The following is a 12,073-nucleotide window of genomic DNA, read 5'->3' as shown; positions in this document are numbered from 1 at the left end:
TTTATATGCGAGCGCGCTTGCTGTGAAAAAATTTCATGCCAATGGTTAATTATATTGGCGAAAATCGAAAATCAAGCGTATAACTCTACGCAATAATGATGAGGTTGCGATGTTAACAGTTTGTATCTTTGTGGTCGAGCGCTTAATTATTCACCCAATAAGCCAAAGATTTAAAAAAGTTATTGACCTGTGGCAACTCTCGCGCAATATAAAAAAGAACAAATATCTATTACTTCTCTTAGTTGTCCAACTAAGCGGACCCAATGGTAAAAAAAGAACAATATGAGTAAATCTCTGGTAATCGTGGAGTCACCAGCTAAAGCAAAAACGATTAATAAATACTTGGGACGCCAGTATGTGGTGAAGTCAAGTGTGGGTCATATACGTGATTTGCCTAGCAGTGGCAGCAGTACTACTAAGAAAAAAGCCGCGCCGGTGTCAACCAAGGGCTTAAGTGCTGAAGAAAAAGCCAAGCTAAAGAAAGCAAAAGATCAAAAAGCCTTAGTCGCTAGAATGGGCGTTGATCCGGAAAAAGACTGGAAAGCTAACTACCAGATCTTACCGGGTAAGGAAAAAGTGGTTAACGAATTAAAAAGTTTAGCCGAGAATGCTGATACTATTTATCTCGCAACCGATTTGGACCGCGAAGGAGAGGCCATTGCCTGGCACTTAAAAGAAGTGATTGGTGGTGATGATAGTCGCTTTAAGCGTGTGGTTTTTAACGAAATTACTAAGACCGCGATTAAAGATGCTTTTTCTCATCCAAGTGAACTAAACATGGATCGGGTGAACGCCCAGCAGGCGAGACGCTTCCTTGACCGTGTGGTGGGTTACATGGTGTCTCCTTTGTTGTGGAAGAAAATCGCGCGCGGGCTTTCCGCTGGCCGAGTACAATCGGTGGCGGTGCGTTTGGTGGTAGAAAAAGAGCGCGAGATTAAAGCCTTTGTTCCTGAAGAGTTTTGGGATATTCATGCAGACCTTGCAACCCAACAAGGAGAAGCGCTGCGCTTAGAAGTCGCTAAACAACAAGGGCAAGCGTTTAAGCCAATTAATAAAGCACAAGCCGAACAAGCGGTGGCCAGCCTTAAAGATGCTCAATATCAAGTAACCAAGCGTGAAGATAAGCCGACCCGGTCTAAACCCAAGGCTCCTTATATCACTTCAACAATGCAGCAAGCCGCTAGCACCCGCTTAGGTTTTGGTGTAAAGCGCACCATGATGTTGGCTCAGCGCCTCTATGAGGCGGGTTATATTACCTATATGCGTACTGACTCAACAAACCTGAGTAATGACGCTGTAGAGGCGGTTAGAGGCTATATCGACGATAATTTCGGAGCTAACTACCTACCACAAAACCCACTGCGCTATTCCAGCAAAGAAGGTGCTCAGGAAGCGCACGAAGCGATCCGCCCTTCTGATGTGAATGTAACCAGCAAACAATTAGACGGTGTTGATAACGACGCGGCTAAGTTATATGACCTTATTTGGCGCCAGTTTGTGGCTTGTCAAATGACCGATGCACAATACGATGCCACCACTGTAACCGTCACTGCCGGTGATTTTGAATTACGCGCCAAAGGAAAAATTTTACGGTTCGATGGTTGGACTCGCGTTCAGCCTGTTGGTAAAGCGAATAAAGGCGAAGATGGGGTATTACCCGCTGTAGCTCAGGGGGATCCACTAGAATTAGTGGCTTTAGACCCAAAACAGCATTTCACTAAACCGCCAGCGCGCTTCAACGAAGCCTCGTTGGTTCGTGAACTGGAAAAACGCGGCATTGGTCGTCCATCTACTTATGCCTCTATTATTTCTACCATTCAAGACCGTGGTTATGTGCGTACCGAAGGGCGCCGTTTCTATGCAGAGAAAATGGGTGAAATCGTTTCGGAACGGCTTTGCGAAAGTTTCCAAGATTTAATGAACTATGATTTTACCGCTGAAATGGAAGAACGCTTGGATGAAGTGGCTGACGGCAACTTTGAGTGGAAACAGGTATTAAATCAGTTCTATAAAAACTTTAAAAAGCAGCTCACTACAGCCGATGATGATGAAAAAGGGATGCGCAGCAATACCCCAGTTATCACCAATATTGAATGTCCTGATTGTCAGCGGCCAATGGGGATCCGCACCGCGAGTACCGGGGTATTCTTAGGTTGCTCTGGTTATGCCTTACCGCCGAAAGAGCGCTGTAAATGCACCATTAACTTGATCCCCGGAGAAGAAGCGGTAGCCGCAGATGCCGAAGAGCAAGAAACCGAAGCCCTGCGAGCTAAAGAACGTTGCCCTATTTGTGGTACCGCAATGGATAGCTACCTGATTGATGAAAAGCGTAAACTGCACGTGTGCGGTAATAACCCCGATTGTGAAGGTTATATCGTAGAGCAGGGCAGCTTTAAAATTAAGGGATACGATGGTCCGATCGTAGAATGCGAAAAATGTGGCAGCGATATGCAATTGCGCACCGGACGTTTTGGTAAATACATGGCCTGTACCGGTGAAGACTGCAGTAATACTCGAAAAATTTTGAAAAACGGTGAAGTGGCGCCGCCACGTGAAGATCCGGTGCATTTGCCCGAATTACCTTGCGTAAACAGTGATGCCTATTTTGTATTACGTGATGGTGCCTCAGGACTGTTTATGGCCGCCAGTAATTTCCCGCGTTCTCGTGAAACTCGGGCGCCATTGGTGGAAGAACTAAAGCGCTTTAAAGACCGACTTCCAGAAAAGTTCTACTATTTGGCAGACGGGCCAATTGCCGATCCTGACGGAGTGAAAACGGTAATTCGTTATAGCCGTAAAACCAAAGAGCAATACATTAGCAGTGAGGTAGAAGGTAAGCCTACCGGCTGGCGAGCATATTTTAGCGATGGAAAATGGGTCGCTGAAGATAAGCGTAAAAAGCCTAAGACCAAGGATTAAAGCAAAAAAGGAAGCCGATTGGCTTCCTTTTTTATTGCGGTTTAGCTAGCGAAATTAACTATTTAATTGCAGTTGCGCCAGTTTTTTATCCATGGTTGCTTTAAGCAACTTGTACAACAGTATTGCCGCGTCAATTTCTTCTTTACGGTTGGTGAGACTCTCAATGTTCAGCCCTAAAGGGATCCCTAGAGGTAATACCGCCTCAAGGATTTGCAGCAAATTGTTGTAGCAAATAAGAATTGATTCTTTTAATGGCTTATCGGCGTTGAGGATCCGCAGACTGGTGGCTTCAGGGACCGAAATACCCAGCCACTCAATGAACTCCAATGTTTTGGCGCTGCCACAGGGAGAGAAGGTAAGAATGATCCGTTGTGGCTGTAGCTGATTTTGCTGACAAGCATGGGCGTAACGGCTCAACATATCGATAGTGGCTTGGGCGTTATACACCGCTTGGGTGACGAAGTATTGGCAACCTTGCTCGGTTTTTTGCAGTAGTCGAGTATGCTCATCACCTTTTTTTGCGTGGCGTTCGGCGATGGTGACACCGCCTAGATAGAATTCGGGCGCGTTGTCGGCTAGCGCTTGATAGGCATCGGCTAGGCTGAGTTTTATCTCTTGGTTGGCTGCTGGGCTACCCACTAACACTAAGTCACGAATGCCGTATTGATGCCAGGCTTCTTTTAGCCAGCCAACAAAATCTTCGGCATTGCGCTGAGAAACGCTTTTATAAGTGATGACCGAACGCTGACTCTTATGCATTAATAATTGCGCATACAGCCGCGGATCATGGGTTTGCATAAAGGGGAAGGGGCGCGGTTTGTCGATACGGCTGCTTTCGTCTTGAATATCGTAAACAATCAGTCCGTCGTAATCGATCTCGTCTAAACGTGATAATAGTTTATCAGCGATGTCGCTGACTTTTTCAATATCGGTATTTTGTTTAGGCGGCGTAGTGCCAATAAAATAAACCCCGTGAAACGGGTCTTTAGATATTTGTTGAAGTGTTTTGCGCATGGTTGTTTACTGTGATTTTTATTTGAGCCTATTCTGGCATAGCTGCTAGGTGAAGGTCTAACACTGTGTGGCCGACGCGGAGGAAGCCTACCATTTCTTTTTCGGTTGGAATAATACGTCGAGTTCGTCGGTTTCTTTTTCGGCTAAACTTTGCGCTTCTTTCTGACTGGCCGATTTGAGCTTTTCACTCATTTCTTGATTCATTTGCAGCATGTCTTGGAGTTTTTGCTCTAGATAGGCGTCCCGGTCTGAAATATTGTTGAGTGCTGAAATACCTTTGTTTAACAACTGCCTAGCCGTTCCCCACTGACGTAGAGCTTGAGCTTCGATGGCCCGTTTTAAGGCATTTTCAATGTTTACTTTTAACTGCATCAATTCTAAGCGGCGATCTTCAAGTACAAATACTTGGGTATTTAAACGCCCCTTGGCGTGTTCTGAGCGAACCACGGCACGTATTTTTTTTACAATTTGCAGCATTTGCAGCGCGTCTTTGTCGGTATCGGGGGCACGAAAGGCACTGTCACTGATTTCACTAGCAGTATTAATTTGACTCAGTTGTTCTTTAGTGGCTCGTAAACGGCTATGTAGCCCTTTAACGCTAGGATCAACTGTTTGAATTTGGTTAAGCGCTTCGTATATCCGTTTATGTAACAGCTCAACTAATACTTTGCTGTAAGGAAGAATAGAGGAGTGCAGCAATAGCTCTTCGGTTTCGTTAATAATAGCTTTTTGCTTAGCTACCGCTAAACGACGCTCGGCTTCTTGTTTTTGTTTAAATTGTTGAATCATGTTGTAAGCAATAACTAGAAACAACAGTGCACCAACACCAAGCAATATTAAGGTAAATACCATAATTTAACCGAAAAAATCCTTAAGTTTGTCTATTACGGAAGGTATAAACTAAAACAGCTCCCACCTAAGCAGCCACCATTTTCTAAGGTTATTTTACCTACCTTGCCTGAGTTTATATGTGCTTTAGCGATCAATTTTGCGAAAAATAAACCTAAACCACTACGATTTTTAACAAAATCAACTTGCGAAGCAACGTCTTCCTTAGCTAAGTCAATTATTTCTTGTGGAAATCCGCTTCCATCATCGAAGATTTGGATACATAAGAAGTTATCGGCCTGTTTGGCAGAAATCTTAATTTGTTTTTTCGAATAGCGAAGGGCGTTGATCACAATGTCATTTAATAGGTAATCAACCAACTGCCCGTCAAAGTACCAGGTGAGAGAGGGTTCAACGTCAACAAGGACTTTTAACCCGGTTTGTTCGATAAAGGTTTGATTTTTGTAATAGATGTCTTTAAGCAGATCTTCGAGATAGTGCTCTTCAATAGTCATCGGCATTTGGTCTTTTTCGAAACGGTATAAGGCAAGCAGTTGCATCAAACTACCATTGAGCCGTGACACTTCGTAATGCAAACGCGATAACTCTTCACTGTCTTCTCGGCCTTGCTGTTTAGAACGTTGGGCAAGGGATTCGGTGGATTGCGTTAACATACACAACGAGTTTTTCATGTCGTGAACCGCTGTCGCTAATACAGAAGAAAAATCGAGATTGTCGTTAACCGGCATAATGACCCCTTATAAACACATTGAGCAGTGTAACTGAAGCCGTGCTTTCTCGCAAAATCAATAACTTCGGCAATTTTAGTCAACTTCTTGCCTAACCAAGTCATGTTTTTGTCATGCGGGTTTGCTAGACCTTGTAGGTCAATTATAGCAACAGGGGCATGGATGCAAGACTTAAGCGATTTTCCCGAAATGCAGCAATTACAGTTCTTGCTGGATAAGTATGCAGCTAGGGTCAAGGTAAGTAGCTTAGCAGAGCCGCATTGCAGTAGGGGCCGTTTCCCTGTTCAGTTGGTCAGTTTAGGTAATCCGGCGTTGTCAAATCCGGGCATTATGTTTGTTGGGGGAATTCATGGCGTTGAACGCATCGGTAGTCAGGTGGTGTTGTCTTTTCTTTCTAGCATTCTACAGCGCTTAAGCTGGGACAAGCAGCTACAGCAGCTATTGGAGCAGTTTTACCTCGCTTTCATTCCCATTGCTAATCCTTGTGGCATGCTAATGCAGCGCCGCGCTAATGCAAATGGAGTGGATTTAATGCGCAACTCTCCGGTTGAAGCTGCTGGTGGGGCCAGCTTCTTAGTTGGCGGGCAGCGAATTAGTGCAAGCCTGCCTTGGTATCGAGGAAAACGGGGGCAAGCCATGGAAAGTGAGACTAAGGCCATCGTAACAATCGTTCAGCAGAACTTGTTGCAACGCTCCTTTAGTTTAGTACTGGATTGTCACAGTGGGTTTGGCCAGAACGATAGACTGTGGTTTCCCTATGCCCATTCGGCTAGCCAATTAATGCCCGATCTTGCAAGTATCTATCGGCTGCGAGAATTATTTTTTAGTTCTTACCCCCATCAAAATTACTTATTTGAGCCGCAAACCAAGCATTATGTTTGTCATGGTGATCTTTGGGACTATTGTTATCAACAGTCACTTAGCTACCCAGGGGTGTTTTTACCATTAACCTTGGAAATGGGGTCATGGCGTTGGCTGAAGAAAAATCCAATGCAAATGTTTAATAGTTTAGGTTTGTTTCATCCGATGAAGCCACACCGAGTACAGCGGGTACTCAGGCGTCACTTAGTGTTAATGGAGTTTCTTATGAACGCGTGTTTTTCGGCGCCATTATTGAGTAGCGACGAGCAAGCGGAGCATTACCAAGTCTTAGCTAAACAATTATGGTATCGCTAATGGCATGTGCTCTTAATCAACGACCGATAGTCTTGCTGCGTGGTTTGGTGCGGGAACAGCGACATTGGGGGGCGTTTAAGCAACTGCTTCAGCAGCGCTATCCTGCTCGACCGGTGTTAAGCTTTGATGTGCCAGGTAACGGGCAGCTTAGCCATTTACCCAGTGCGTGGCATATTGCAGAGCTAAGACAGAGCCTGCGAATCCAACTTCGCTTGTGTGACGTGGATGTGAGAAACGTCGACTTGTTAGCCATTTCTATGGGGGGGATGTTGGCTTTAGACTGGGCAAGAGCCCATCCAGAGGAAGTGCATTCGATGTTACTCATCAACCCTTCAAACGCTGCGTTTTCCCCCTTCTATCAACGACTCAATTATCAGAGTTATCTCAAGTTGTTAGGCTGCATATTTGCCAGAACTGCGGCGAGTCGAGAGCGGCGAATCATGCAGTTAAGTTCTCGCTTTGCTACGTTGCACCAAGCTGAGTTGGATGATTGGTGCAGTTGGGCTGAACAATGTCCGGTGAGCCTTAGTAATGCTTTTAAACAGTTAGTGGCGGCGGCAAGATTTAAACTGGAGCTGGCGCCATCGGTTCCGCTGTTGTTATTAGCGAGTCGTCGAGATCAATTGGTGAACGTGCGCTGTAGTCAAGTAATGGCACAAACCTGGGGGTGTGAGTTAAGGTGTCATCCTAGTGCTGGGCATGACTTGGCTCTGGACGCACCAAGTTGGACGTGCCAGCAAATCGACCAGTGGTTTGCTAGTCTTGAAGATAGCTCAAGTGAGCTTCATTCAATACAGAAGGATGGGTCATAATGAAGTGGTGGATCTACATTGTTTGCTTGCTTCCTTTATTGGGTCAGGCTAATCAAATGGCTATTGAGGTCATCGATGGTGCCTACCCAAAGCTAAGCTTGCGCTTAGAGCAGGTAGAAAATCTTAGTCTTATCGAAACTCGCTCAGCCTTTACCTTGTTGACGCAACAACCCGCGGTAAGCTTGAGCTTACCGTCAAATCAGGCCTGCGTAGCTGAGCAATTAGCGCCTTTACGCGGCAGGCTGCAAGTGGTGGAGTTGGCTTGGTCGGCGAATATTCAACAACAGCTTGAGCAGTTAACTACCCCAAGTTGGTCCGATTTGGCGCTGCAAATAGAAATTACCAGTAATAGTCAGAGCTGCAGTATGCAACGCTTGCGCTTAATGTTTCCTTCTCTTAGACATTTCAGCCAAGCTTGGGGGCGTTTGAGTGTGTCAGAAAAAGGGGCTATGGAGTCTCATGGTTTTGTGGTGATGCAGCAAGTTGCCGAAGAAGTCATATTTAAGCCGGTACAGCCCGATAATAATCGGGCACAGCAATACTGGCTTAAGTATTACCGGCAGTGATGCTCTTCATAAAACTGTCATATTAATTTATGAAGGGTATGTTTCAATAGGCTACCTTGTGATGTTGGTGCGCCAAGTTGTTTATTTCTTCTTTTACTCAAGAGCCTGCGGCAAAACTTAAAAAACTAAAACGCTATCAGTACGAGCGTTACGCAGTATTGTGCCGTTTGGCTTATCCTTCCGCCTTGCAGTATAGCCAGTTACCTTTCGACAAGTATCAATATCAGGATGTATTTGACCGTTGGGGGCGCTCTACCACGCGAGTATTATGGAAGGAAAACAAAGAAGAAGTGATAGTGGTATTTCGCGGTTCGATGAATCTGTTTGATTGGCTGGTCAATTTGGCTTGTATTCCAAGAAAGTACTGGCTCGGCCAACATTGCTATCATGTTCATTGGGGTTACTTGCAATTACTTGAACAAACCAGTTGTAGCCCAAGTCGCAGTAAACAGCGTTTCACCGTTTATCAACGTTTAGAATCTGTATTGCAGCCTCTTATTGAACAAGGTAAGCGGATAACCCTTACCGGGCACTCTTCTGGTGGGTGTATGGCGGTGTTGGCGGCAGATAGGCTGGAACATCGATTTCCGAAAAAGGTAAAAAGGGTGGTCACTTTTGGCCAGCCTGCCACAGGTTTATGGAATTTTAAGCAGCATTATAAACTGCATCGTAGAACCTACCGGATTTGCTGCGACTTAGACATTGTAACCTTTTTGCCTCCGTTGCCATTTTTGTACTGGCATGTAGGACGGATGCTTTGGCTACACGATGAAAAAGTCTATGAGAATACACCCACTTGGTATCGTCTTAGTAAGTCTTTAGTTAGCTGGCTGTTGTTGCCATTTACCTTTCATTACATGCGCAAATACATTCGCAATAAAGACTTTTTTGATGAGCACTAATTAGTAACTATTAAGATAGGATTGAGCGGCGCGCATGCCAGTTTTATCAACACTGACAATTTCGGTTCTTGGCCAGCGACCACATAACAAGGTTATTTCTTGTTCATTTTCTTTATAGTAAACATACCGTTGCCCTTTACCTAAATTACAGCAAACGGGTTGGTCATCTAAATAAGTAATACTCACGAAGCCATTATCAGAATGTACCGCAGGACACCAATCTTGGGTCGTGCCTCCATGATGATCGGGTTGCTGGGCTTTTAATATTTGCAACGCGTCAATAGTATTAGCAGGGTGGGTGGCATACCAGTTTAAGTAGTCAGAAACGCTCAGTTGTTTATCGTAAAACTTTGCCAAGGTGACCTTTTGCATTTCCAATATGGCTAAGGTAATTAGCAATAAGGCAATGATAAAAGGAAACATTATTCGATATAGCAAAGTTTGAAACATTGGTGCTGCCGTATTTTAGTCAAGTGGCGACGATTCTAACAAAAACGTGACGTATGTCTAATTATTATTCTGCTTATTTAGATCGGTTAGCGGATAGGCGCTCTGCGTTCCAGAGATTGCTCCACGGTCTGTTTGGTGCGCGCTTACTGACGTTCAAGTAAAGTTTGAACTCAATGTCTATACAAGGTCTTAGAGCATATAATCGTCGGTGCTAGCTTATGCGCAAACTGAATTTGTCAGCGTTTCAACCAGAGATAAGATAGCGATGTGGAGGGCAGCACATTGCATATATTATTTCTATTATTGGTTGGTATAAGCCTGATTTCATCTTGGTTTTACCAAGGGCTTATCAGCGCATTGCTGCAAGCCTTTTCTTTTATATTGTTGTTAGCGGTATTGGCTTATAAAGTCTATAGAAAGCGCGTTAAACCCCTGTGCAAGCAATAGCAAGAATGGAGGCCTTAGCTGCCAAGATTGGCTTAATAGAACCAGTAAATCACCAGCAGCGATAAGCTAGCAATAAACATCCAAAGTAATACACCTAATAACAGCGGCTTTATGCCGGCTGAGCGCAGGCTTTTCGCGGTTAACCCGTAGCCAATAAAAAACAAGCACACTTTAAGCAGTTGTTTCGAGCCTTCAAAAATACCGGCATACACCCAGTTAAAGTAGGGTAGGTAGTTGCTGATAATGATGGCCAGTAAGTAAAACAAAATAAAGTAAGGCAGCTTAAATTTACTTTCTTTTTCTTTAAATATTAATGCACTGATTAACGCCACTGGAATAATCCACAGTGCTCTAGCCAGTTTTACTGTGGTGGCGACACCTAATGCTTGATCACCGTAAGCCGCTGCTGCTCCCACCACCGATGAAGTATCGTGAATGGCAATCGCGGCCCAATAACCAAATTGCACTTGGCTTAAGCCAAATAAGTGACCGATAAGCGGAAAAAGAAATAAGCCACAGGCATTCAGGATGAATACGGTGGCTAGCGCTAAAGAGGTTTGCTTACTGTTGGCTCCTATGGCGGGAGAAACAGCGGCAATTGCGCTGCCACCACAAATAGCGGTGCCAGTTGAAATTAAATAGCCAGTTTTTCTTTCTATGGTTAAATATTTTCCTAATAGATAACCTAGGCTTAGGGTGATGGCAATAGAACCAACGATTAAGCCAAAGCCTTGCTGGCTATATTCAATAGCTTGATCGATGGAGATGCCAAAGCCCAGGCCAACGATGGAAAACGATAACAAGCGTTTGGTTATTTTAGCTAACTGCAGGTTTTTAGGGGAGTAGCCAAGATTAGCCAAACTAGCGCCAATTAGCAGGGCCGCTGGGCCATTAATCACTGGTGTTAGTATGAGTAAAGCGATGCCGATACAGGCCCAGTCACTTAGCTTAAAATGTTTAATTGTTGCTTGCATAGCGGCCCTCAGATTGTTAACTCATTATAAGTGTTTGAGGGCTATGAGGAACGACTAAATCAAGGCGAGAAAAATCGATGATATTTGTTTAACTTATTGTTTTTGTGTTTTTTATTTGTCTTATATCAATAATATTGATTATTTAAATTAATATTATTCAGCAAGCTGTTTGTGACTATCGATAAAGTATTTCTTCTTCTATTTGTGGGCGCATTAATTCAGTCACCCGTTTACCTTCAGCAATGGCTTCTTCGGCGCGGTGAAAGTCCATAATGCCGATATCGCCTAGCTTAGGAGAGAGTAAAATATCCGGCGGATCGCCAGCCATGCGAGTACGGGTTAAGCGTTCTTGCATAATATTAATCGAAGTCGACATCACTCCAATCATGCCCGGAGAGCGGTTGGCGATGGGTTGTTTTAAATTGGTTATCATAGAATTTAAAAAGTCTTTGCCACCGCCCAATAAACGCCAGAACGGCTGATTGGATTCGCTGCTGGCCACTTCTTCTAGTAATTGGTTTTCTGAGAGATCGATGCGGGTTTTGTCACTGTTTAAGTTAACAGCGATCACCACATCGGCTCCCATTGCCCTGCATAGTGATACAGGTACAGGATTTACCACGGCACCGTCCACCAGCCATTGATCATTTAGTCGGTAAGGTGCCATTAACCCAGGCATGGCACAGGAAGAACGAACCGCGTCGCGTATTTGTCCTTTTTGCAGCCAAATCTCTTTGCCAGACTCGAGTTCGGTGGCTACGGCAGCAAAAGGGATCGGTAATTGTTCAATACGTTCATTACCAATATAGGCTTCTGCGGCATTAAACACTTTTTCGCCGGTTAATAGCCCGCCACGATTCAGTGAAAAATCCATTAGATTAAAGACTTGCCAACTGGTTAAGCTACTGGCCCATTCGCTTAGTTTATCCAGACGTTGACAGGCATAGGCGGCACCTACTAGCGAGCCAATTGAGCAGCCCGCTACCACGTGAGGTTGGATCCCAATGTCTTTTAGCGCATTGATAACGCCAATGTGTGCCCAACCTCTGGCTGCGCCACTGCCTAGAGCGAGCCCAACGACTAGTTCGCGTTTTTTTGCCACTTTGCTTCCTGCCAAGTTGTGTTATTAGTTTGACTTAGTGTTGCTGATTAGCTGTTGGGTTTCAATGGTTTTGCCGAGTTAAGCTAGTTTTAATGGTTTAAGCCAGCGGGCTAAATTGGTTTCGCTAATCATTG

At 44.6% G+C, this 12,073-nt stretch carries 11 protein-coding genes; 5 read left to right on the top strand and 6 right to left on the bottom strand.

The genetic code is table 11. The features are described 5' to 3' along the window. Positions 1–282 precede the first annotated feature (282 nt). The gene (topA, locus tag ACQY6Q_RS16705; protein WP_427983205.1) at positions 283–2,919 is read left to right on the top strand and encodes a type I DNA topoisomerase; all 2,637 of its coding nucleotides are present in this window, start codon (positions 283–285) and stop codon (positions 2,917–2,919) included. A gap of 54 nt (positions 2,920–2,973) precedes the next feature. On the opposite strand, the gene ACQY6Q_RS16700 is transcribed toward topA, so the two are convergent. From ACQY6Q_RS16700 to ACQY6Q_RS16690, 3 genes are all read right to left on the bottom strand, one after another. Further along, a complete protein-coding gene (locus ACQY6Q_RS16700; RefSeq protein ID WP_427983204.1) occupies positions 2,974–3,933 on the bottom strand; it encodes a methylenetetrahydrofolate reductase in 960 nt (319 codons plus the stop codon). A gap of 87 nt (positions 3,934–4,020) precedes the next feature. Beyond that, entirely contained in the window at positions 4,021–4,785 is a 765-nt protein-coding gene (locus ACQY6Q_RS16695) for a DNA repair protein (RefSeq protein ID WP_427983203.1), read from the bottom strand. A 32-nt stretch (positions 4,786–4,817) separates the two neighbouring features. Next, complete coding sequence (locus tag ACQY6Q_RS16690; RefSeq protein ID WP_427983202.1) at positions 4,818–5,510, bottom strand: sensor histidine kinase; 693 nt, start codon at positions 5,508–5,510, stop codon at positions 4,818–4,820. A gap of 162 nt (positions 5,511–5,672) precedes the next feature. Here ACQY6Q_RS16690 and ACQY6Q_RS16685 point away from each other — a divergent pair, with 162 nt between their 5' ends. The 4 genes from ACQY6Q_RS16685 to ACQY6Q_RS16670 all read left to right on the top strand — a co-directional run bounded on the left by ACQY6Q_RS16685 (position 5,673) and on the right by ACQY6Q_RS16670 (position 8,966). Continuing rightward, entirely contained in the window at positions 5,673–6,686 is a 1,014-nt protein-coding gene (locus ACQY6Q_RS16685; RefSeq protein ID WP_427983201.1) for a M14 family zinc carboxypeptidase, read from the top strand. Further along, the gene (locus tag ACQY6Q_RS16680; RefSeq protein ID WP_427983199.1) at positions 6,686–7,498 is read left to right on the top strand and encodes an alpha/beta fold hydrolase; all 813 of its coding nucleotides are present in this window, start codon (positions 6,686–6,688) and stop codon (positions 7,496–7,498) included. Before ACQY6Q_RS16685 ends, ACQY6Q_RS16680 begins: the two co-directional genes overlap by 1 nt. After that, a complete protein-coding gene (locus tag ACQY6Q_RS16675; protein WP_427983197.1) occupies positions 7,498–8,064 on the top strand; it encodes a hypothetical protein in 567 nt (188 codons plus the stop codon). The genes ACQY6Q_RS16680 and ACQY6Q_RS16675 overlap by 1 nt, the downstream gene beginning before the upstream one ends. A 77-nt stretch (positions 8,065–8,141) precedes the next feature. Beyond that, positions 8,142–8,966 (top strand): lipase family protein, encoded by an 825-nt coding sequence (locus ACQY6Q_RS16670; protein WP_427983195.1) that lies wholly within the window; start codon positions 8,142–8,144, stop codon positions 8,964–8,966. Here the strand turns inward: ACQY6Q_RS16670 and ACQY6Q_RS16665 are convergent, their stop codons facing one another. The 3 genes from ACQY6Q_RS16665 to rssA form a co-directional block, all read right to left on the bottom strand. Continuing rightward, positions 8,967–9,416, bottom strand: a complete 450-nt coding sequence (locus ACQY6Q_RS16665; protein ID WP_427983194.1) for a hypothetical protein — start codon at positions 9,414–9,416, stop codon at positions 8,967–8,969. It abuts the gene before it with no gap. Between the two features lie 479 nt (positions 9,417–9,895). Next, the gene (locus ACQY6Q_RS16660) at positions 9,896–10,837 is read right to left on the bottom strand and encodes a YeiH family protein (protein ID WP_427983192.1); all 942 of its coding nucleotides are present in this window, start codon (positions 10,835–10,837) and stop codon (positions 9,896–9,898) included. Between the two features lie 175 nt (positions 10,838–11,012). Beyond that, positions 11,013–11,939, bottom strand: a complete 927-nt coding sequence (gene rssA / locus ACQY6Q_RS16655) for a patatin-like phospholipase RssA (RefSeq protein ID WP_427983190.1) — start codon at positions 11,937–11,939, stop codon at positions 11,013–11,015. Positions 11,940–12,073: the final 134 nt, after the last annotated feature.

The organism is Agarivorans sp. (assembly GCF_050295395.1).
Taxonomy (GTDB): domain Bacteria; phylum Pseudomonadota; class Gammaproteobacteria; order Enterobacterales; family Celerinatantimonadaceae; genus Agarivorans.
The sequence above is the reverse complement of the archived record's forward strand: the minus strand, read 5'-3'. Positions and strand labels throughout refer to the sequence as shown.